This is a genomic window from Xenorhabdus hominickii (assembly GCF_002632725.1).
GTDB classification, from domain to species: Bacteria; Pseudomonadota; Gammaproteobacteria; order Enterobacterales; family Enterobacteriaceae; genus Xenorhabdus; species Xenorhabdus hominickii.
Map to the genome: position 1 here is coordinate 44,030 of NZ_NJAI01000006.1, position 22,404 is coordinate 66,433.

Annotated in this window: 17 protein-coding genes; 10 read left to right on the forward strand and 7 right to left on the reverse strand. The window is 41.9% G+C overall.

Features of this window, described 5'->3' with window-relative positions; genetic code table 11:
- Positions 1-154: 154 nt before the first annotated feature.
- Positions 155-481: a hypothetical protein gene (locus tag Xhom_RS17175; protein WP_069315466.1), complete on the reverse strand. Its 327-nt coding sequence runs from the start codon at positions 479-481 to the stop codon at positions 155-157.
- A 469-nt stretch (positions 482-950) separates the two neighbouring features.
- On the opposite strand from Xhom_RS17175, the gene Xhom_RS17180 reads away from it, so the two are divergent.
- Positions 951-1,403 carry a DUF441 domain-containing protein gene (locus Xhom_RS17180; protein ID WP_069315467.1) on the forward strand — a complete coding sequence of 151 codons (453 nt, stop codon included), beginning with the start codon at positions 951-953 and terminating at the stop codon, positions 1,401-1,403.
- Positions 1,400-3,544 carry a tRNA(Met) cytidine acetyltransferase TmcA gene (locus Xhom_RS17185; RefSeq protein ID WP_069315468.1) on the forward strand — a complete coding sequence of 715 codons (2,145 nt, stop codon included), beginning with the start codon at positions 1,400-1,402 and terminating at the stop codon, positions 3,542-3,544. The genes Xhom_RS17180 and Xhom_RS17185 overlap by 4 nt, the downstream gene beginning before the upstream one ends.
- Here Xhom_RS17185 and Xhom_RS17190 read toward each other — a convergent pair.
- The 5 genes from Xhom_RS17190 to Xhom_RS17210 all read right to left on the reverse strand — a co-directional run bounded on the left by Xhom_RS17190 (position 3,489) and on the right by Xhom_RS17210 (position 6,928).
- Positions 3,489-3,683, reverse strand: coding sequence for a YpfN family protein (locus tag Xhom_RS17190; RefSeq protein ID WP_071933835.1), 195 nt, complete (start codon positions 3,681-3,683; stop codon positions 3,489-3,491). The two genes, Xhom_RS17185 and Xhom_RS17190, sit on opposite strands and share 56 nt — an antisense overlap.
- A gap of 48 nt (positions 3,684-3,731) precedes the next feature.
- Entirely contained in the window at positions 3,732-4,400 is a 669-nt protein-coding gene (locus tag Xhom_RS17195; protein WP_069315469.1) for a M15 family metallopeptidase, read from the reverse strand.
- Positions 4,397-5,524 carry a succinyl-diaminopimelate desuccinylase gene (dapE, locus tag Xhom_RS17200; RefSeq protein WP_069315470.1) on the reverse strand — a complete coding sequence of 376 codons (1,128 nt, stop codon included), beginning with the start codon at positions 5,522-5,524 and terminating at the stop codon, positions 4,397-4,399. Before dapE ends, Xhom_RS17195 begins: the two co-directional genes overlap by 4 nt.
- 19 nt (positions 5,525-5,543) lie before the next feature.
- On the reverse strand, positions 5,544-5,948 hold the full coding sequence (locus Xhom_RS17205) for an ArsC family reductase (protein ID WP_069315471.1): 405 nt from the start codon (positions 5,946-5,948) through the stop codon (positions 5,544-5,546).
- A 344-nt stretch (positions 5,949-6,292) separates the two neighbouring features.
- On the reverse strand, positions 6,293-6,928 hold the full coding sequence (locus tag Xhom_RS17210; RefSeq protein WP_069315472.1) for a response regulator: 636 nt from the start codon (positions 6,926-6,928) through the stop codon (positions 6,293-6,295).
- A gap of 609 nt (positions 6,929-7,537) precedes the next feature.
- Here Xhom_RS17210 and maeB point away from each other — a divergent pair.
- The 5 genes from maeB to Xhom_RS17235 all read left to right on the forward strand — a co-directional run bounded on the left by maeB (position 7,538) and on the right by Xhom_RS17235 (position 16,415).
- Positions 7,538-9,817 (forward strand): NADP-dependent oxaloacetate-decarboxylating malate dehydrogenase, encoded by a 2,280-nt coding sequence (gene maeB, locus Xhom_RS17215; RefSeq protein ID WP_069315473.1) that lies wholly within the window; start codon positions 7,538-7,540, stop codon positions 9,815-9,817.
- Between the two features lie 149 nt (positions 9,818-9,966).
- The gene (locus Xhom_RS17220; RefSeq protein WP_232326252.1) at positions 9,967-10,878 is read left to right on the forward strand and encodes a ChaN family lipoprotein; all 912 of its coding nucleotides are present in this window, start codon (positions 9,967-9,969) and stop codon (positions 10,876-10,878) included.
- A gap of 112 nt (positions 10,879-10,990) precedes the next feature.
- Positions 10,991-11,794 (forward strand): energy transducer TonB, encoded by an 804-nt coding sequence (locus Xhom_RS17225; protein WP_069315474.1) that lies wholly within the window; start codon positions 10,991-10,993, stop codon positions 11,792-11,794.
- An 18-nt stretch (positions 11,795-11,812) separates the two neighbouring features.
- Positions 11,813-14,020, forward strand: coding sequence for a S9 family peptidase (locus Xhom_RS17230; RefSeq protein ID WP_198148736.1), 2,208 nt, complete (start codon positions 11,813-11,815; stop codon positions 14,018-14,020).
- Positions 14,021-14,135: 115 nt separating this feature from the next.
- A complete protein-coding gene (locus Xhom_RS17235; RefSeq protein ID WP_069315475.1) occupies positions 14,136-16,415 on the forward strand; it encodes a TonB-dependent receptor domain-containing protein in 2,280 nt (759 codons plus the stop codon).
- A 60-nt stretch (positions 16,416-16,475) separates the two neighbouring features.
- Here the strand turns inward: Xhom_RS17235 and xseA are convergent, their stop codons facing one another.
- The gene (xseA, locus tag Xhom_RS17240) at positions 16,476-17,843 is read right to left on the reverse strand and encodes an exodeoxyribonuclease VII large subunit (protein ID WP_069315476.1); all 1,368 of its coding nucleotides are present in this window, start codon (positions 17,841-17,843) and stop codon (positions 16,476-16,478) included.
- Between the two features lie 173 nt (positions 17,844-18,016).
- On the opposite strand from xseA, the gene guaB reads away from it, so the two are divergent.
- From guaB to Xhom_RS17255, 3 genes are all read left to right on the forward strand, one after another.
- Complete coding sequence (guaB, locus tag Xhom_RS17245) at positions 18,017-19,483, forward strand: IMP dehydrogenase (protein WP_069318404.1); 1,467 nt, start codon at positions 18,017-18,019, stop codon at positions 19,481-19,483.
- A gap of 76 nt (positions 19,484-19,559) precedes the next feature.
- A complete protein-coding gene (guaA, locus tag Xhom_RS17250) occupies positions 19,560-21,137 on the forward strand; it encodes a glutamine-hydrolyzing GMP synthase (RefSeq protein ID WP_069315477.1) in 1,578 nt (525 codons plus the stop codon).
- 224 nt (positions 21,138-21,361) lie between these two features.
- Positions 21,362-22,324, forward strand: coding sequence for a tyrosine-type recombinase/integrase (locus tag Xhom_RS17255; protein ID WP_069315478.1), 963 nt, complete (start codon positions 21,362-21,364; stop codon positions 22,322-22,324).
- Positions 22,325-22,404 lie beyond the last annotated feature (80 nt).

A 22,404-nucleotide genomic window follows, 5' to 3' on the forward strand; every position in this document is an offset into this window, starting at 1 on the left:
GAAATCATGGGACATTTATACTCGGTAGAATTCTAGGCATATCAAGGTAGTAATTAGATGAAACTCCAGTCATGTGGTTGTTTTATAACAATATGACTGGAGCTAATAAGCGAACAAACGAAAAGATAATTGTTATTCTTTATCGAATGTCAGATTATGACTCCCAGCCATTTTCATTCATACATTCCTCAAACTGTTTTTTTCTGGAACCTTCGTTAACATCCATAATATAGGTTTCAATTTTGGGAAAGGTTTGATCGTAAGTAGTTTTTTTGTCACCACTGCCGTAGCTGTTATGTATAGTTGTGGTGTTTGTCTTGTAGGCAACCTCATTTTTTACAGGAAATTGCTTTAAGGCTAACTTATCGCAAATTCTTTTTGCTTCATCTAATGGAGTAGGGTTACTTGTTATGGGTACCCAACGTGTCATACAAGCTGTTAATGAAGCACAGACTATGATGGATAATGCTAATTTTTTCATATCGTATACGAACGCATCCTGTTTGCAATGCACTCCTTACAATCTTTCTGCGTTCACTCTGTTATTAATGTTGTTATTTATCAGTATATTACGAGTTAATCGATTTGTTACTGACACGATAAGTCAATTGCCTATGTTCTAATACCTTCCTCTATCAAGAAGCAATATCGCATCATGATTTGGGGTAGTGATTATTTACTATTTTTATCACTTAAGGCAAGAGTGTTAAATTTTATACTTGCTGCCCCATTTTGTTACTCTACTGAATACACCCCCTTTCATTTTTTAATAGTCTCTTTGTTGGTTGTGATGCAATTTAAAAGCTTGTGGATATAAATATTTTGGTTAACAGCGAAAATTTTCAGTTATCATTCAGTACCATGCCAGAACCCATGTTGCGGAGTTATAGAAAAATCAAACCTTGTTTTGTTGGAAACTTTATTGGAAACGTTGTAGGAAACAAAAATTCATGAGCCATATTGATCCCACTTTACTTATTTTGCTCGTGTTGGCGGGGCTTGGTATCATCAGTCACAACATGACAATCACGCTTGCGATGTTATTTTTGTTAGTGGTTCGCATTACACCACTGAACCAATTTTTTCCTTGGGTGGAAAGGTATGGTTTGACGATAGGTATCTTGATTTTGACGATAGGAGTCATGGCACCTATCGCAAGTGGAAAAATTGCGGTGCAGGAAATATTTAGTTCCTTTCTGAATTGGAAATCACTGCTTGCTATTGTCGTTGGTGTCATTGTGTCGTGGCTCGGAAGTCGTGGTGTTGCTTTAATGTCCAATCAGCCTTCTACGGTTGCTGGATTATTGGTTGGCACAGTATTGGGTGTTGCCCTATTTAAAGGGGTTCCCGTTGGCCCGTTGATTGCTGCCGGTATTTTATCAGTCATGATTGGTAAATCATGACTATGCTGGATAGGGTATGGGTAACATTACAAGCACAGATGCAACAACAGGGACAGCGTCGTTTAGTGGTATTGAGCGGTGATCCTCAATGGAGTGAGTTGATTGTTACTCAGCTGCAAAATCAATTTTATGGGGATTGGATAACAGTTTCCTCTGATTTACCTGATGCTATTGAGCCGACAAGATCCACTAGTTTGCTTGGTCGTGAATTTTTACACGGTATTTTTGATGCGACGAAAGGGTTTAATGCTGAGGCATTAGCGATACTGGCTGGCACGTTAAAAGCGGGCAGTTGGCTGGTCTTACGCGTTCCTGCTTGGTCACAATGGGCGGATCAGCCTGATGAAGATAGCTTGCGTTGGAATGAATCGGAGGGAGTGATCCCAACGCCGAATTTTATTCGACATATTCAGCAGCAGATCTTTGCCAGCCCTGACATTTTACTTTGGCGGCAGGGGGAACCTTGTCAGATGCCGCCATTACCTCAAACCGAACCGTGGCGGATGCCAGACGGGCATCCAACGGTGAGTCAGCGGCAGATTCTTGACGAGTTATTACCCGTTTCACGGGGAGTTTGGGTCGTCACTGCGCCGAGAGGTCGAGGGAAATCCGCATTGGCAGGAATGTTGGTTCGACGTTGGCAAGGTAATTGTTGGTTATGTGCACCGGCAAAAATCACGACAGAAGTTATTCAACAATACGCGGGTATTCCAGATCATACTGAACAAAATGTTTCAGGGCGGGAAACACCGTTCTGGGCAGTAGATAATCTGCTGAAATATTGTCGGTCGAAAAAACGAACTCGCGACGATAAAAGCGAAACAGACTGGTTATTGATTGATGAAGCGGCTGCCATCCCAACGCCCCAGCTAGCTGAATTGATCAGCTATTTTCCACGAGTATTATTAACCTCAACCGTTCAGGGCTATGAGGGGACGGGACGTGGTTTTTTGTTGAAACTATGTACTGCATTACCGAATTGCCACATTCGTGAATTGAAAACGCCGATGCGCTGGGCAGAAAATGATCCATTGGAAACATGGTTGGATAATGTGCTTTTCTTCGACGAGCAATTACTGCTTGATCAATCTCCAACTCATTGTAATTTTGAAAACGAGCTGGTTTTCTATCCTATAGCTCAATCCATGTGGTTACCACAATCCACATTATTGCGTCAATTTTATGGGTTATTAACCAACGCACATTATCGCACATCCCCTTTGGATTTACGTCGGTTACTGGATGGCAAAGGAATGACATTTCTTGCTGCCTTATCCCGCACTTCAATGAATAAGGAAAACCTAGTCGGTGCGTTGTGGATGGTGAATGAAGGTGGTCTATCACAGACATTAGCGCATGAAATATGGGCAGGGCGTCGTCGCCCGAGAGGAAATTTGGTTGCTCAATCTTTAGCAGCACACAGTGGTTTCCCAGTGGCTGCGACCCTAAGTTCCCAGCGCATTAGTCGCATTGCTGTACAAGCGCAATATCGTCGCCGTGGGATCGCGCAATATTTGATAACCCAACAGTGTCAGGAAGCAGATAAACGCAAACTTGATTTTCTCTCTGTCAGCTTTGGCTATACGCCAGAGCTTTGGGCATTATGGAAGAAGTGCGGTTTTCGTTTGGTGCGTATAGGAACTTATCGGGAAGCGAGCAGTGGATGTTATACAGCGATGGCTATTCTGCCGTTGAGTGAGCAGGGAAAGCAATTTACCCAATCAGTACAACAGCAATTATCCCGTAATGCAAATGGTCTGGAAAAGTTACTCGGCTTTGCTTTACCGATTGAGCATGATGAAGATGAACAAATCAATGGAGATGATTGGCTGGAATTGGCTGGATTTGCTTTTGCGCATCGTCCTCTGTCTGCATCTCATTTTGCATTACAGCGACTCTTGCTGGTGAGTGATTCGGCTTTACCTGCATTAAGAAGGCACCTTCAGCAGAGAATAGATATCGAACAGTGCGTAAGTGATTTATCGCTAAGCGGGCGTAAGGCGTTATTGAAGCGTTGGCGCGAAGAAACGGCGCATGCATTGGCAAGCCTGGATGAAACGCTTGCCAATCAGTGGAAAAACTGGGTTATTTCTTGCGCTTCTGTTGAGGCCAATCGTCCTCATCATCCCACTCAGCGTTAAGATCTCGGTGAGGAGGTAATTTTGGTTTATTATCTAAAAAATATTTTTGATCGACACGGCTTAATGCTTTTACCGCATTAATGATGATACCGACGAGCACTAACAAAACAATCCACCAATAATCTATCAACCAATGCATGGTATTTTCCTCAAATATTAAGAGCCTCTTCCATAAGGCTCTTAGTGCTTAATCTGCTATCTTAATATATGTTGCAAATAGATAGGGTAGGTTAGTTGTCAACCAATCTATGCCAGCAATATCACGATTTTGCCAGACATTCAGCAGCACTTGCTCATCAAATAAACCTTCGGCTTCATGGGATATCGGCCAATAGCTGATATGCCATGGCTCATAAGCAACACCGACGTTGTAGCGAGTAAATGGACGGTAAAAATCATAATGAGACATATTTTCTGTCAACCAATCGGTTAATGGCTCAAAGTAGCCCCCATTTTCATATTCCCAAGGTTCAAGCAGCAACTTTTTACCTTCTGGTAACAGGAATGGGTCATAAAAATCCACTTCAGTGCCCCAATGATGACGGCTCGCCCCCGGCAGAGCAGACCAACGAAGAATAGCTTCACAAAGCTCACCTTCGTTCATTACTGAAATATCCAGTGGCTGGCTATCAGCGTCCAATACTGGTCGCTGGCCGTGAAATTTTTCATTCCAGATGGTTTGTTGGAGAGTGAAGTTACGGAATGAACTAGCGGGTTGTAATTTAAAGCCCGCTTTGGCTGCATCCTTCTGCATGGCTAGAAACGCTTTGGTCGCGTTAAATTGTAAACGATGATTGCCAGCAAACGTGACCAGATGATCCGTCGCTAAGCCCGTCAACATTTCAGGTGTCATCATTTGATTAATTGCTCCATGATCCGTTGATAAATCAGACTCAATTCCTGTAAGTCAGACACGTTAGTACATTCGTTGGTTTTATGGATCGTGGCATTAATAGGCCCTAATTCCACGATTTGCGCCCCCATTTTGGCAATGAAGCGTCCGTCTGATGTACCACCGTTGGTTGATAGTTCTGGTTTATATCCACAACAATGTTCAATGGATTCAACCACAGCATCAACAAGCGCGCCTTTGCTGGTCAGGAAAGGCTGGCCTGATAGCCACCAATCAAGTTCGTATTTCAGGTTATGCTTTTTCAGCATATCTTCAACTTGCTGGCGGATCTCCGTATCTGTCAGTTCGGTACTGAAGCGGAAATTAAATTGAACCCACAATTTGCCCGGAATGACGTTATTGCTGCCGGTTCCAGCTTGAATATTGGCGATTTGCATACTCGTCGCCGGGAAAAATTCATTACCATTGTCCCATTGAGTATTGACCAGTTCTTGTAGGAAAGGTAGTACTCGGTGAATAGGATTATCTGCCAATTGAGGATAGGCAACATGTCCTTGGGTACCAAAGATAGCCAGATTGGCGGTCAGGGAACCTCGGCGCCCGTTCTTGATCATATCGCCAAGGCGTTGTTGACTGGAAGGCTCTCCCACCAAACAATAATCTAAACGTTCATGGCGAGACATCAAGGCTTCAACGACTTTCACTGTACCATATGTGGCTTTAGCCTCTTCATCAGAAGTAATCAGAAACGCCAGGCGGCCTTGGTGCTCAGGATTCACCTCAACAAAACGTTCAGCAGCCACAACCATTGCAGCCAAAGAGCCTTTCATATCTGCGGCACCGCGGCCGTACAACATCCCATCGCGGATAGCCGGCTCGAAAGGGGGCGTTTGCCATTGTGATATATCACCGGCAGGCACGACATCGGTGTGTCCAGCAAAAGCAAAGGTCGTGCCTGTACCCCGATACGCCCAAAAATTCAGAGTATCGCCGAAAGGCATTCGCTCTATTGTAAAACCAATATCTTGCAGGCGCTGAATGAGAAGTTCCTGACAGCCTTGATCATCAGGGCTGACGGAAGGACGCTGGATTAACTGTTGAGCAAGATCAATTACTGGACAAGTCATGATTGGGCCCCCTATCTAGTCATGCACAAAATTGTTGGTATTGTTCGGCTTTGAAGCCGAGTAAATAATTTTCTGTCGCTGATCCCGCGGTTTTTAAATCTTCTGAGTTTGAGACCAAAAGTGGGCGCTTTATGATTGAGGGCTGTTCCAGCATTAGCGCTTTGGCGGCTTCTGCATTATTAATGGCCTGTTTTTGATCATCAGATAATTTGCGCCAAGTTGTACCACGAGTATTCAGCAAAGATTCCCATCCAATTTGTTCAATAAATGACTGAAGTAGTTCAGGGGATAGACCATCAATGCGATAATCATGAAATTGATAAGCGATCTCTTGGTCTTCTAACCAGCGACGTGCTTTTTTTATCGTATCGCAGTTTTTGATACCGTAGAGAGTGAATGCTTTGTGAGAAGTGGTACCCGACATGATGAGATCCTTAGTCTTGTTTAACGTATCTGACATAATGCGGGAAATTTGGCATTTTATCCAGATAACACGTCGTTGAGCATGTGTGTAGGTTGGAGATTCTCTAACATATTGGCTGTGAGGGGCGAATTGTTTGTACCTTGAAATTTATCAGGTTTATTGAAATTATTTTGTTACTTAAAAAACAATAAATAAAGTATATAGTTTCATTTGGTGTCATATGTGAAATTAATTCAACTGGAATTAAATGACTATCTATCTATACCAGATAACTCACAATTTCCCTGCTGATAAAACTTAGGGAAATTGTGTTTCATATTATTGAAAATATTGAAAATTAAGTATCAGATGAATGCTGTTTTTCTGTGTCTTAGATAGATAATGGTGGCTTCGAGACGGGATCGGGATTTAAGTTTTTTCAATAAGTTACGAGTGTGAACTTTCACGGTTTCTTCTGAAATAAAAAGAAAATCAGCGATTTCTTTATTTGTCATTCCTTCTGAAATTTCTTTTAAGACATCTAATTCACGTTTAGTTAATTTTGATAAAGGATCGATATAAAGATGACGGGTGGATAAATACTGATGAACTTTTTCACTGAACACTGCATGGCCATCCACTGCTTTTTTTATGTTACTTAGTAATGAAGTAAGTTCAATATCTTTTAATAAATAACCATTCGCACCTGCATCAACCGCATCATAAATATCACTGCGATTATCCGAATCGGAGAGTACCAGAAGATAGGAGTCAAGTCCTTTACGGCGTAGAGATTTAATTGTATCGATTCCAGAAAGACCGTGTATTTTTAAATCTATCAAAATAATGTCAGGCTTTATCTGGCAAGCGATATTAATCGCATCTTCACCATTATCAGTTTCGGCAGTCACAATGAGTTCATGTTCTAATTCAATTAACTCTTTTAAGCGGTGACGAATGATAGGATGATCATCGACTATCATAACTGAGTGATTATGCATGTTCCTTCTCCCATATAGAAATGCAGATTTTGTGTTTGATGCAATATAAAAGACAGGTATCTGCTTTATGTTAAATTGCTGTGTAATTTTTATGGAGTATATCAAATCATCAATAATGAGATTCTGAAAATATATCCTGATATAAAAATAAAAATATCGCAAACAGGTTTATCCATTCAAGTGAAATAAAATTAATTTTCATAAGAAAATGCGTTTCCCTAATTGCTAATAATTTTCCAAATAAATTTACAGGAATATTTTATAGAGTAATTTTTGATTTTGTAAAATTATTTTAAAGTTGATTTTATAATGCTACTTTAATTAATTTATCAGGTTATTAATTAAAGTTAAAAATACTGCTATATGAGTACGTCTGGAATAATATTCATATAATATAGGTTAATGTAAAATCATGTGTTGTCTGTTTTTTTGCCCTTTGGTTTTGAAGATCATGCATAAAATGCGGTTAACATCATGATTTAACCTTCCGTAACTATTATACTGAGCAGATTTTCATTTATACCCAAGAGATTTCAGGTGACAGCGTAGCCAACCTAGCAGCAGCTTGAAAGATAAACGGGACAGACATGACTTGTAAAGGATCAGAAGATGGACGAAAAATTAAAACAAAGTGCTCTTGATTTTCACGAATTTCCACAACCTGGCAAAATCACGGTAACTCCGACCAAGCCAATGACAACACAACGTGATTTGGCATTAGCCTATTCACCGGGGGTTGCTGCTCCTTGTCTTGAAATAGCAAAAGATCCTCTGGCGGCCTATAAATATACTGCACGTGGTAATCTTGTCGCGGTTATTTCCAATGGCTCTGCTGTCTTAGGACTGGGGAATATCGGTGCCTTAGCGGGTAAACCTGTTATGGAAGGCAAGGGTGTTCTGTTCAAAAAATTCTCGGGCATTGATGTGTTTGACATCGAAGTGGATGAATCTAATCCCGATAAATTAATCGATATCATTGCTGCTTTGGAACCGACTTTTGGCGGCATCAATCTTGAAGATATCAAAGCGCCAGAATGTTTTTATATTGAGCAAAAACTGCGTGAACGCATGAAAATTCCTGTATTCCATGATGACCAGCACGGTACAGCAATTATCTGTACTGCAGCGGTACTGAACGGATTGCGGGTTGTAAACAAAGATATCAGCAACGTTCGCATGGTTGTATCGGGGGCAGGAGCGGCGTCGATTGCTTGTATGAATCTGTTGGTGGCGCTTGGCCTGAAACGTGAAAATATTGCTGTTTGTGACTCGAAAGGTGTTATCTATCGTGGCCGCGAAGAGAATATGGAAAAAACCAAAGCGGATTATGCAATTGAAGATAATGGCAGCCGTACACTGGCTGATGTGATCCCAGAATCCGACATTTTCTTGGGCTGCTCAGGACCGGGCGTATTGACACAAGACATGGTGAAAACCATGGCAAAAGATCCGCTGATTATGGCATTAGCCAACCCAGAGCCAGAAATTTTGCCACCGTTGGCAAAAGCAGTTCGCCCTGATGCAATTATCTGTACAGGCCGTTCCGATTTCCCTAATCAGGTAAACAATGTTCTCTGTTTCCCATTCATCTTCCGTGGTGCATTGGATGTTGGGGCGACCACCATCAATGAAGAAATGAAACTTGCCTGTGTTCGTGCTATTGCAGATTTGGCATTGGCCGAACAAAGCCAAGAAGTTGCTTCCGCCTATGGCGATCAAGATCTATTCTTCGGCCCTGACTACATTATCCCGAAACCGTTTGACCCTCGTTTGATAGTAAAAATCGCTCCGGCTGTAGCAAAAGCCGCAATGGAATCAGGAGTTGCAACACGGCCGATTGCCGATTTCGGAGCGTATATTGAAAAACTCAATGAGTTTGTCTATAAAACCAATCTGTTCATGAAGCCCATTTTCTCTCAAGCGAAAAAAGAGAAAAAACGCATTGTCTTGGCAGAGGGGGAGGACGTTCGCGTACTACATGCCACACAAGAACTTGTTTCCCATGGGTTGGCATTCCCTGTTTTGATTGGCCGTCCTAGTGTTATTGAAATGCGGATTAAGAAACAAGGTCTGCATATTGAAGCCGGTAAAGATTTTGAAGTGGTGAACAATGAAAATGACCCGCGTTTCAAAGAGTATTGGCAAGAATATTATCAAATAATGAAGCGCCGTGGTGTTTCTCAGGAACAGGCTCGCCGTGCAGTAATTGGCAATCCAACATTGATCGGTGCAATTATGGTTCACCGGGGCGAAGCAGATGGACTGATTTGTGGTACTGTTGGTAGTTACAATGAACATTATCAAGTCGTGAAAGATGTCTTTGGCTTCCGTAAAGGGGTACATACCGCAGGCGCCATGAATGCTTTGATGTTGCCGATGGGGAATACCTTTATTGCCGATACTTATGTCAATGAAGATCCAAGCCCGGAAGAATTGGCAGAAATTACACTGATGGCGGCTGATACTGTGCGTCGCTTCGGAATTGAACCTAAAGTGGCTCTGCTGTCGCGTTCAAGTTTTGGTTCTTCTGATTGTGTATCAGCGCAAAAAATGCGTAAAACACTGGAAATTATCCAGCAAATGGCTCCGGCACTTGAAATTGACGGAGAAATGCACGCTGATGCTGCATTGGTGGAAAGTATTCGTCGCGATATTATGCCGGACAGCCCGCTGAAAGGTTCTGCTAATTTATTGATTATGCCAAATATGGAAGCCGCTCGTATTAGCTATAATTTGTTACGTGTTACTAGCTCGGATGGGGTAACAGTAGGCCCAGTATTGATGGGCGTAGCGAAACCTGTTCATGTTTTGACACCTATTGCTTCCGTGCGTCGTATCGTAAATATGGTGGCATTGGCGGTTGTTGAAGCACAGACTAACCCTTTGTAACGTTCGCTACTGTCCCAACGTTATCATTGCAGTCGGAATGAATGCGTGCGCTACCCCGATAAGTCTTTGCTTATCGGGGTATTTTTATTTGTAAATAATTCTCATTATCTATAATATGCGGGCAATTTTTCTTTTGATAATGAATAGCGATGAAAACATCTACCTACATAAAACCATCTACCTGCATAAAATCAACTTTTTTAGCTTGTGTTCTCCTGCTTGGTGGTTGTGCTGTTACTCCAAACAATGCTCAAAATACCTCTAAAGAGGTGCTTCAAACTTTGCCTGGTGAATTAATGCAATCTGGGGCGGTGATGGATATGCAAACGGGGAAAGCCATCACCCCTGATGAGCTTCTTGCACAACTAGCGAGTTATCCACGCGTTATTGTGGGTGAAAAACACGACAATCCTTATCATCACCAAATAGAGTTATGGTTGGTACAACAACTTGGTAAAAAACGTCCCCAAGGTGCTGTATTACTAGAAATGATTGACCCAGACCAGCAAGAAAAAGTGAATAAAGTTAAAAACTGGTTACAGGGTGATCCTATTGTCAGGGATGAGCGAGTCGAAAAATTATTAGCTTGGCATCAGGGCTGGCCATGGAAATGGTACGGTGATTTAGTGATGGAACTGATAAGAGCTCCTTACCCGTTGTTGGCAGCAAATCTGACGCGCAGTGAAATTGATCAGGCATACAAGGCTGGAGATAACACCTCATTAGTTTCTGATGATGTCAAAAAACTTATTGAAGAAACTATTAAAAATTCCCACGGTGGAAATATAGACGCATTGCGCCTTGCCGGCATGGCCAAAATTCAGCAAATGCGCGACCGAAGAATGGCAGAACAGCTGGTTAAAGCACCATCACCTGCATTGTTATTTGCGGGCGGATACCATGCAGTAAAAGCCATGGGAGTACCTCAACATATGAAAGAAATTGCACCAAATGAAAAAATGGCTGTACTGGTTATTGCAGAGCAAGGTGTTTCTTTGAACAGTGAATATGCTGATTTCGCTTGGTTTACACCAAAGGTGAGTGAAAATATAACTAAATAATAGTAAGTATCACAAGGATGTGAGTCATTTTTAAATAAAAATAGTTTTCATTTATATATACAATTGATTATCATTATCTTCATTTATTATTTGACATAATGCGTTATAAGAGATGTTGACATATACCACGTATCAAAATGCTCACACAAGTCATGTGACAAAATCTTTGCTCGCTGCGATTACACTTCATGCCTTGGTGGTAGGGTGGTTAGTTTATAAACCAAAAGATATTGATATTGAAGAATTTCTACCACCACCTGCGGTTATGGTGGAACTGTCATCGCAGACGGAAGCAATACATAAAATACAAAAACAACCCATTGGTATTGAACAGCAGTTATCTGTTGCCAGTCAGCAACTGGAAAGCAAGATTGATGAAGTTAAAATGCCAAAATTAGATGTAAATGAAGATGCTTCGCTTTTGGTACATAAGCAGAAGAAAAAAAAGAATGAGCAAGATGCCCCGAAAAAAACACAGCCTGTTAAGCGCGTGAAAGCAGAAAAGCAGGAAAGCGAAAAATCCCAAAGCAGTGCGGCACCAACGACCAGCAGCGCGAAAGCAGATAATGTGACTGCCCGCACGGCTGCATCTTATGAAAGCAATTCAGACGCTATTGCCGATGCGAGGGCTGTTTGGCAGGCAGAAGTCAGTGGGCACCTGAACCGTTATAAAAAATATCCACAGGATGCCCAGAGAAGAAACCGAACAGGGCGTCCTATGATGAGATTTACTGTTAATCAATTGGGAAACGTGATTGACAGTGAATTAATCCGACGTTCAGGGACTAACTCACTTGATAGGGAAGCCAGGCTCGTGTTGGAAAGGGGGCAACCTTTGCCTGCACCCCCTGATTTTATTTTAACGAATGGCAGGATTACGATTGAACTGCCGATAGATTTTTATTTATCTCAATAAAAATACAGGATTGATGGCATGCCACAGTGTAAAACGATATTTTCTCCAAATACAAAAAGGACAGTGTGCAGTAGAAGATTAATACTCAGTTTTTTGCTGGGTGGTAGTTTGCTGAGTAATAGTTTTTCCACTATCGCAATGGAGAATGATATCGCAATGAAGAACAGTATGGTGCCACCTATAGCCACAAAACAGCCACACAAGATGGATATCCACGGTGATACTCGCGTCGATAATTATTACTGGTTGCGTGATGACAATCGTCAGGACAAAAAGGTCATTGATTACTTAACTGCTGAGAATCAGTATACCGAGCAAATGTTGAAATCGGGTCAGGAATTACGAGAAACACTGTATGCCGAAATGACTGGCAGAATGAGTAAAGAAGATAAGACGGTTCCTTATACCTATAATGGCTATGTTTATCGTACCGTTTACGAAGCAGGAAAAGATTTCCCGATTTATCAACGCAAACCTGTCGATAGTTCAACCGATTGGCAGGTTATGGTCGACGGTAATGAGCGAGCAAAGGGACATAAATTCTACCAGCTTCGTGGATTCGTCGTTACATTAGATAACAAACGTATCGCCGTAGCGGAAGATACTCAGGGTCGTCGTAATTACCATATTTCATTTAAAAATATCGATGATGCTGATTGGAAAAATAATGTTATAGAAAATACGTCTGGCAATATTTTGTGGGCAAATGATGGCAACACACTATTTTATGTGCGTAAAGATCCACAAACCTTACTGGCTTATCAAGTCTTCCGTCATCAATATGGTACAGATACCAAGCTGGATCAAAAAATTTACCAAGAAGAAGATGACCGTTTCTTTTTATCGATTTCGGAAACCACCTCGCTTAATTATATTTTGATCATGAGTGTCAGTTATTCGACTTCAGAGTATCGACTGATTGACGCGAATAATCCACAACGGGAACCACAGATTTTTTCTGCTCGTCAAGCTGGGCGAGAATATTATCTCGACCACTTCCGTGGACAATTTTATATTCGTTCTAACCATGGAAACCCATTATTTGGTTTATATCGGGCGGAGGCTATCAATAAGCCTTGGGAAACCGTCGTTGCACCACAGAAAAATACGGATCTGGAAGATTTTGCTCTGTTCAATAATTGGCTGGTGGTACAGGAACGAACCAAAGGGGTATCGTCAATTCGTCAGATTGATTGGAAAACTCAGCAGGAGAAACGCGTTAAATTTGATGATCCAGCATATATGGTATCGTTAGGTTATAACCCTGAGCCAGAAACTGATTTCTTACGCTATCACTATTCATCAATGACAACACCAAGTTCAGTATTCCAATGGAATATGCAAACGGGTGAAAATGAATTGCTGAAGCAGCAGGAAGTTAAAGGGTTCAATAAAGAAAACTATGAAAGTCAGCGTATTTGGGTGAAAGCCCGTGATGGTGTTGATGTCCCAGTTTCTCTAGTGTACCGCAAATCTCTCTTTAAACAAGGAGAAAACCCGATCCTAATTTACGGTTACGGTGCTTATGGCATCAGTATGGACCCTTATTTTAGCTCTCCTATGCTGAGTTTGCTCGATCGTGGCTTTGTTTACACTTTGGTGCATGTACGTGGTGGCGGTGATCTGGGTAAAAATTGGTATCTGCAAGGTAAGGTCAAAAATAAAATGAACAGTTTCCATGACTTTATTGATGCCACTAAGGCATTGATTGCGGAAGGATACGGTGATAGCAAACGCGTCTATGCCGAAGGTGGTAGCGCGGGTGGTTTATTGATGGGAGCAGTCATCAACCAAGCCCCTGAATTGTACCGTGGCGTGATTGCGAAAGTTCCATTTGTTGATGCCTTGACAACCATGCTTGATTCATCCATTCCATTGACGACGGGTGAATACGAAGAGTGGGGCAATCCAAATAATAAAGAAGATTACTTGAATATTAAATCTTATAGTCCTTATGACAATATCAAACATCAGCGTTACCCTCATTTATTGGTCACAACAGGATTGCATGATTCTCAGGTGCAATATTGGGAGCCAGCAAAATGGGTTGCAAAATTAAGGGAAATGAAAAAAGGTGATAGTCTATTATTATTGGAGACGAATATGGATACCGGACATGGTGGGAAACCAGGCCGTTTTAATCGTATTAATGATATTGCCTTTGATTATAGTTTTCTTTTGATGTTGGATAACGCCAAAACTTATTTTCCAGAATTAAAAAATTAATAATAAAGGTAGTTATTTCCCATAATACTGATAAAAATTATCAGTATTATGGGTGTTTTATACACACATCTGCGAAACAATGTGAGCAGCAATAAATATTTTTCTATTTAGGATGATGTTAATGAAAATTGTGGCAAAAATAGCTGGAGCCAGCGCAATGCTGATTGGGCTTCAGGGAATCGCTTATGCTGAAAACACAAATGACAATAAAAAAGATAAAGTCATGCGATTTAGCGCATTGAAAGTTTCAGGTGCTCAGGATAATAATAACGCTCCTCAGATTGAAGCAATGGAAAAACCTGGTGCCTATAGCTCTGTCGGGGAAGATAATAAATTGGAGTCCGTGGATAGCGTATTGCGTAGCTTGCCGGGGACTTATACTCAGATGGATGCAAGCCAAGGTCAAGGGATCGTAAGTGTTAATATCCGTGGCTTAAGTGGTTTTGGCCGCGTTAATATGATGGTGGATGGTGTTAGCCAGAGTTTTTATGGTTCTTCACCCAGTGAACTTTCACATGGTGCACAGCCTTATAGTCAGTTTGGGGCATTAATTGATCCCAATTTTATTATCCGTGTCGATGTTTCTCGTGGGCAAGCTGATGACGCTGATTCCATCAATGCCTTAGTGGGAAGTGCTAATTTCCGTACCATTGGTGTTGATGATGTTGTATTTGAGGGTAATAATCTGGGAGTCCGTACTAAATGGACGTATGGCAACAATGGTGTTGGCCGAAGTGGCATGATGGCTTTTGCAGGAAAAACACAGGCATTCAGCCCAGAAGGTTCCTTGGGTGCCTTATTCGCTGTGAGTGGACACAATATTGAAGCGCATTATAGAAACGCTGATGGTATCAGTAGTGAAGAATTTGGCACTAGCGACACATTCAAACAAAAACCAAATTCTCAATTGATGAAACTAAATATTAAACCTAATGAATTTCATGACTTGGAACTAAGTAGTCGTCTTTACCATAATAAATTCAATCGTCGTCATATTGATAATTATGATTATCATTTGAAATATCACTATACACCATTTACTGAATTGGTTGATACCAAAGTTATGCTTAGTACCAGCAAGGGACAACAGAGTTTTCAAAATCGTTCAGTAGGAGTATTGGGTCATAGTGATGCAAAAAGTACATCTGATTCTATTAATATCCGTAACACCAGCCGATTCAATTATGCTGACACTGATTTCGCGTTTACTCTTGGTGGCAAATGGATACGAACTGAATATCGTAAAAAAATAGATACAAGTTCGGATGATGAAAAAACAGATGGACAGGTGCGGGAAAATAATGCCTTTGATCCAAATGGCAAGCAAGATATTTCTAGCATTTACAGTAGATTGAAAATTGAACGGGGGATTTATACCGCTGATCTGGGGTTACATTACATGGATTATAGTGCCAAAGGATTAAAACCAGCTTGTGACGAACGTGTAAATTGTTTTCCTCAGGGCGAGGCGCAATTAAACTTAAAAGATCGTGGGTTTAATCCAAGTATATTATTATCAGCGGAAATCATTCCTGAATTTCAACCATTTGTAAGCTATACGCACTCAATGCGAGCACCTAATATTCAGGAAATTTTTTATTCTAATGAAGGTGGTGCTTCTATTAATCCATTCCTTAAAGGAGAAAAAGCAGATACTTATCAAATTGGATTTAATAGCTACCGTCCGAATCTAATCGCGGAAGGGGATTCATTCCGCCTTAAGGCTACAATGTTTCATACTAAAATCAAAAATTATATCCTTAATGAATCTTATTTGCTTTGTGCAAAAGGTAGAATTTGTAAAGATGATGGGATGTTGACAAATGAAGATTGGGCTGGGGTCGATCCTAACTTTAATATGTATATCTATAGCAATAGCCTGACACCAGTAACTATGCGTGGTTATGAACTGTCGATGAATTATGATGCTGGTATATTCTACAGTGTACTGGCATATAGTCAGCAAAAAACACAGCAGCCAACTTCAATCTCAGCATCTTATTTTGGTGCAAGCCCTGCATCTCAATTGCCAGAGCGCTATGCTACTCTGGATATGGGAGTACGCTTATTTGATGAAAAAATGCGTATTGGCGCTATTGCAAAATATACAGGGGAATCTTATCACCAAGATCCTGCAATAGAATTGGATGAAGAAAATGGTAACCAAGTAAAAATGAAAAAGGATGGTAAGATACCGACGATTATTGATTTGTATACCGATTATCAAATTAATAAAAATGTTTTAGTTAAATTCTCTGTTCAAAATTTAACCAACCGAAACTATTCTGATGCATTGAACCGTATGAACACATCACCTATGATGGCAGAGCAAGATACCAAAACCCAAACCGCCCGTGGCCGAACCTACGTGATGGGGGCAGAGATTCGCTTCTAATTTTCTTATGGAGAATTAGAGCAATAGTAGCGGTGAAGATTCACCGCTATTTTGTGAAATCTATTTTAATTTCTTTCTCTTGCTTACTTTTGTGACCTGTGTCACCTGACTCTCAACCCAGCCATCCTGCAACTGCGTTTTCACCATATCACCTGATTTTACCTGCTTAACCTGCTTCAAAAGTTTCCCGTCAGAGACTTCGCTGATACTGTAACCACGACTCAACGTTGCTAATGGGCTAACCGCCTCCATTTGTGAACAGGAAACAGCAAATTTTTCCCGATAACGTCCTAACTGTCGTTCAATCGCCTGTTTTAAACGAAAATCAAATTGCTGAATAGATTGACTGTAACGCTGAATCTTCTGCTCAGGATGGATTTGTAACAACCGCTGATTTAACTTCTCATATGAAATTGAGTTCTGCTTTAAACAATGTAAAAAGCTATCAATCAATTTTTGTCGTAATTCAGCTAAGTGATTTTGCTGACGTGCCAGCCGCAAATCAGGGCGTTGTTGCTGGAGACGATGGTGTAGTACATTAAAAATTCTCTGTTTTTGCGCGAAAAAGTAATCCATTGCCATTTCCATGCGCTGTTGCAGAGATTGAATTTGCCGTAATAATTCTATCTGATTACGGCTTACCAATTCCGCCGCTGCGGAAGGCGTCGGTGCGCGTAAATCAGCAACAAAATCAGCAATTGTCACATCTGTCTCATGCCCGACAGCGCTAACAATGGGAATACGGCTTTGGAATATTGCTCGTGCAACGTGCTCATCATTGAAACACCACAAGTCTTCCAGTGATCCTCCACCACGACCGACAATCAAAACATCACACTCTTGCCGGGCATTCGCCAGCTCAATTGTCCGAATAATCTGCAATGGTGCTTCTGCACCCTGAACAGCGGTGGGGTAAATGATAATTGGCAAGGAAGGATCACGGCGTTTCAGTATATTCAGAATATCGTGCAGTGCTGCGCCACTGGCGGAAGTAATGACACCGAGCCGTTTGGCAGGAGAGGGCAGCGGTTTCTTATGAATTTGATCAAATAAGCCTTCTGCGGTGAGTTTTTGCTTCAACACTTCAAATTGCTGTTGCAACAAGCCATCTCCGGCAGGTTGAATACTTTCCACAATCAGCTGATAGTCACCCCGAGGCTCATACAGCGTAATTTGCGCCCGAACCAATACTTGCTGACCGTTTTGTGGCTGAAATGTTGCCTTCAGATTGTGACTTCGGAACATGGCGGCACGGATTTGTGCTCGTTCATCTTTTAATGTGAAGTACCAATGTCCCGATGATGGCTGAGAAAAATTGGATATTTCAGCGGATAGCCAAATTCTGCCCATTTCTAGCTCCAATAGCTGACGGACAGTCTGATTAAGACGGCTAACAGAAAAAATTCCGGGGGTGACTGGTATTGACATGTGAGCTAGATCAGATTTTAAAATAATGAGTTAATCAACTAATATTATTCTCCTTACATGACTAATCAAGAATTTTTTTCAGAAAATGCTGGAGAGGACTGATTTTGGCGTGTATAATGCCGCGGCAATATTTTATCCCTCTTATTGCTCCATTGCTTGGTGAGATATTGCTCATGTTACGAATTAAAAAAGAAGCATTAACTTTTGACGATGTATTGTTGGTCCCTGCCCATTCTACAGTCCTGCCTAATACAGCAGACCTGTCCACTCAATTAACTTCTACTATTCGTCTGAACGTTCCTATGCTTTCCGCAGCCATGGATACTGTGACGGAATCTTCTCTGGCAATCGCACTGGCACAGGAAGGGGGCATTGGCTTCATTCATAAAAATATGTCAATTGAGCGTCAAGCCGAAGAAGTCAGCCGCGTGAAAAAGCATGAAAGCGGTGTTGTTACCGATCCTGTCACTGTAACGCCACAGACGACTCTGCGTGAAGTCCATGAACTGACTGAACGTAATGGTTTTGCGGGTTATCCGGTTGTCACTGAAGCAAACGAATTGGTCGGTATTATTACTGGTCGTGATGTGCGTTTTGTCACCGATCTCGAGCAGCCTGTAACTGCGGTCATGACACCGAAAGAACGTCTGGTAACAGTAAAAGAAGGCGAAGCCCGTGAAGTTGTTTTGCAGAAAATGCATGAACAACGTGTTGAGAAAGCGCTGGTTGTTGATGATAACTTCCACCTGCTTGGTATGATTACGGTGAAAGATTTCCAAAAAGCAGAACGTAAACCAAACGCTTGTAAAGATGAACAAGGCCGTTTGCGTGTTGGTGCTGCTGTTGGCGCAGGTGCTGGCAATGAAGAGCGTGTTGATGCCTTGGTTGCTGCCGGTGTGGACATATTGCTTATCGATTCTTCCCACGGCCATTCTGAAGGTGTTTTGCAACGTATCCGTGAAACCCGTGCTAAATATCCAGATTTGCAAATTATTGGCGGTAACGTAGCGACTGGTGAAGGTGCTAAGGCATTAGCAGAAGCAGGTGTTAATGCGGTTAAAGTTGGTATTGGTCCAGGTTCTATCTGTACGACGCGTATCGTTACCGGCGTAGGTGTTCCACAGATCACAGCGATTGCTGATGCGGTGGAAGCACTCGAAGGTACAGGAATTCCTGTCATTGCTGACGGTGGTATCCGTTTCTCTGGTGACATAGCCAAAGCGATTGCGGCGGGTGCATCCTGTGTAATGGTAGGTTCAATGCTGGCAGGTACAGAAGAATCTCCGGGTGAAATCGAACTCTATCAAGGTCGCTCTTTCAAATCTTATCGCGGTATGGGTTCTCTGGGGGCGATGTCCAAAGGCTCTTCCGATCGTTATTTCCAGACTGACAATGCGGCAGACAAACTGGTGCCAGAAGGTATCGAAGGCCGTGTGGCTTACAAAGGTCTACTGAAAAGCATCGTTCACCAGCAGATGGGTGGCTTGCGTTCTTGTATGGGGCTGACGGGTTGTGCAACTATTGACGAACTTAGAACTAAAGCAGAATTCGTTCGTATTAGTGGTGCGGGTATTCAGGAAAGCCACGTTCATGACGTGACGATCACCAAAGAATCACCAAACTACCGTTTAGGTCTGTAATTTATTTAGGGTGGTCCGTAATCGGGCCACTAATTTTTTATTTTTTATTGCCACTTGTTTTTGGAATTCACCTCAAATGACAACTAATATCCATCAGCATCGCATTTTGATCCTTGATTTTGGTTCGCAATATACTCAGCTTATTGCCCGCCGCATTCGTGAAATTGGTGTTTATTGCGAACTTTGGACATGGAATGTTACTGAAGAGCAAATTCGCGAGTTTAATCCTAGCGGCATTATCCTTTCTGGTGGGCCGGAGAGTACAACCGAACACAATAGTCCTCGTGCACCGGAATATGTTTTCAATGCAGGTGTACCGGTATTGGGTGTCTGCTATGGCATGCAAACCATGTCCATGCAATTGGGTGGACAAGTTTCTAATTCTGACGAGCGTGAATTTGGTTATGCTCAGGTTGAGATCAAGAATGACTGCGAGCTGTTCCGTGGTATTCAGGATGCCCTGAACGAAGCAGGTAAGCCGCTGTTGGATGTGTGGATGAGTCATGGTGATAAAGTGACAGCTATTCCCGCCGATTTCACCATTGTTGCAAGCACCGACACTTGCCCATTCGCTATTATGGCCAATGATGAAAAACGTTTTTATGGTGTCCAGTTCCATCCAGAAGTGACTCACACACATCAGGGTCTGAATATCCTGAAACGCTTTGTACTGGATATCTGCCAATGTGAAGCGTTGTGGACTCCAGCTTCTATCATTGACGATATTGTAGAACGCCTCCGTGCACAAATTGGTGATGATCATGCCATTCTGGCGTTGTCTGGCGGTGTGGATTCTTCTGTAACAGCACTGTTGTTGAGTCGTGCGATTGGCAAGCGTTTGACCTGCGTCTTCGTAGACAACGGTTTGTTGCGTTTGAATGAAGCGGATCAGGTGATGGAGATGTTTGCAGGTAAATTTGACCTGAACATCATTCATGTTAAAGCGGAAGACCGCTTCTTGTCCGCGTTGACGGGAATTGATGATCCAGAAGCCAAGCGCAAAATGATCGGCCACGTATTTATTGATGTGTTTGACGAGGAAGCATCGAAACAAACTGAGATTAAATGGCTGGCTCAGGGGACAATTTACCCAGACGTTATCGAGTCTGCGGCATCTGCAACCGGCAACGCACACGTCATTAAATCTCACCACAATGTAGGTGGTTTGCCAGAAGATATGAAACTGGGTCTGGTTGAACCGCTGAAAGAGTTGTTCAAAGACGAAGTTCGCCGTATTGGTTTGGAGCTGGGTCTGCCATATGACATGCTGTATCGCCACCCATTCCCAGGCCCAGGCCTTGGTGTTCGCGTATTGGGTGAAGTGAAGAAAGAGTATTGCGATCTGTTGCGCCGTGCAGATGCTATCTTCATTGAAGAACTGCATAAAGCGGATCTATATCATAAAGTGAGTCAGGCATTTACTGTATTCCTGCCAGTACGCTCTGTTGGTGTCATGGGCGATGGCCGTAAATACGACTGGGTTGTTTCCCTGCGTGCAGTAGAAACTATCGACTTTATGACCGCTCATTGGGCACATTTACCATATGATTTCTTGGGTCGTGTATCGAACAGGATCATTAATGAAGTCGATGGTATTTCGCGGGTAGTTTATGATATCAGCGGTAAGCCACCAGCGACGATTGAGTGGGAATAATTTAAAGCCTTTCCAAGCCTCACCAAATCATCATGATTTTCTAATTAAGACCCTGATTTAAGGGTCTTTTTATCCCCAGGCCTCACCAAATCACACCGTACCAGCATGTAATTTTTGACGGTATTTTTGACGGTATCGTAATATACTTTATATTGAATAGTTCAAAATGCCGTCAGAATTTTTCTTGAAATTGACGGTATCAGATCAATAAAATGGGTACCGACATGCTTACCGATACGAAGATAAAAAATCTCAAACCCACGGATAAATTATACAAGGTTTCTGACCGTGACGGGTTGTATGTGGCTGTAACAAAGTCAGGCACAGTCTCGTTTCGTTATGATTACCGTATAAATGGACGTCGTGAAACTGTTACGTTAGGGAAATATGGCGGTGACGGTATTACATTAGCAGAAGCGCGAAAAAAGTTAGTTGAAGCAAAAAAAATGATTTCTGACGGTTTATCACCATCCTCAAAAAAGAGGACTGAAAAAAAATTATCTGATAAATCAAATACATTTTCTACATATTCTACTCTCTATTTTGAGAATGCTAAGTTTGCGGATAGCACCAGAAAGATGAAAATGTCGGTATTGGAGAGAGAAATTGTGACGGTATTAGGACGGTATTTAATGACTGAGATAAATACCGTTATGGTCAGGGAGTTATGTGAGAAGATTAAATCTAGGGGGGCTAGGGCTACTGCACTACAGGCGAGGGAGATAATACAAGCGGTTTATAATTTCGCTATATCTCGCGGGGAAGCATTCCAAAATCCAGCGTCAAATATTCGAGCCTCATCTATTGCAACTTTTGATGAAAGAACCCGGACATTAACACAAAAAGAGATTGGGATTTTTTTGAATGCATTGGAAGAAATAGGTGTAATGCAAAGCGTGAAAGCCGCAGTATGTTTAGTGTTTTTGACATTGGTTAGGAAAAGTGAGCTGATTAAGGCTGAGTGGAATGAAATAGATTTTGCTGCGGGGGTATGGACGATACCTCAAAACAAAATGAAAGCTCGACGTCCTCATAATGTATATCTTTCTCAGCAAGCCTTAGATCTCCTTATCGCATTAAAGACATTCTCAAGCGCATCTGAATATATTCTACCAATGCGTTATGAATTGCGGCGTCACATGTCTAATTCAACACTAAACAATGTAATTAACCCGAATTCTGCTTAAGCCATCATTGGAACAGCTTCTTCTGAGTAGAAAACTTTCAGTGATGGTTTTTTCAATTTAAGGCAGTAAGCAATCAGTCC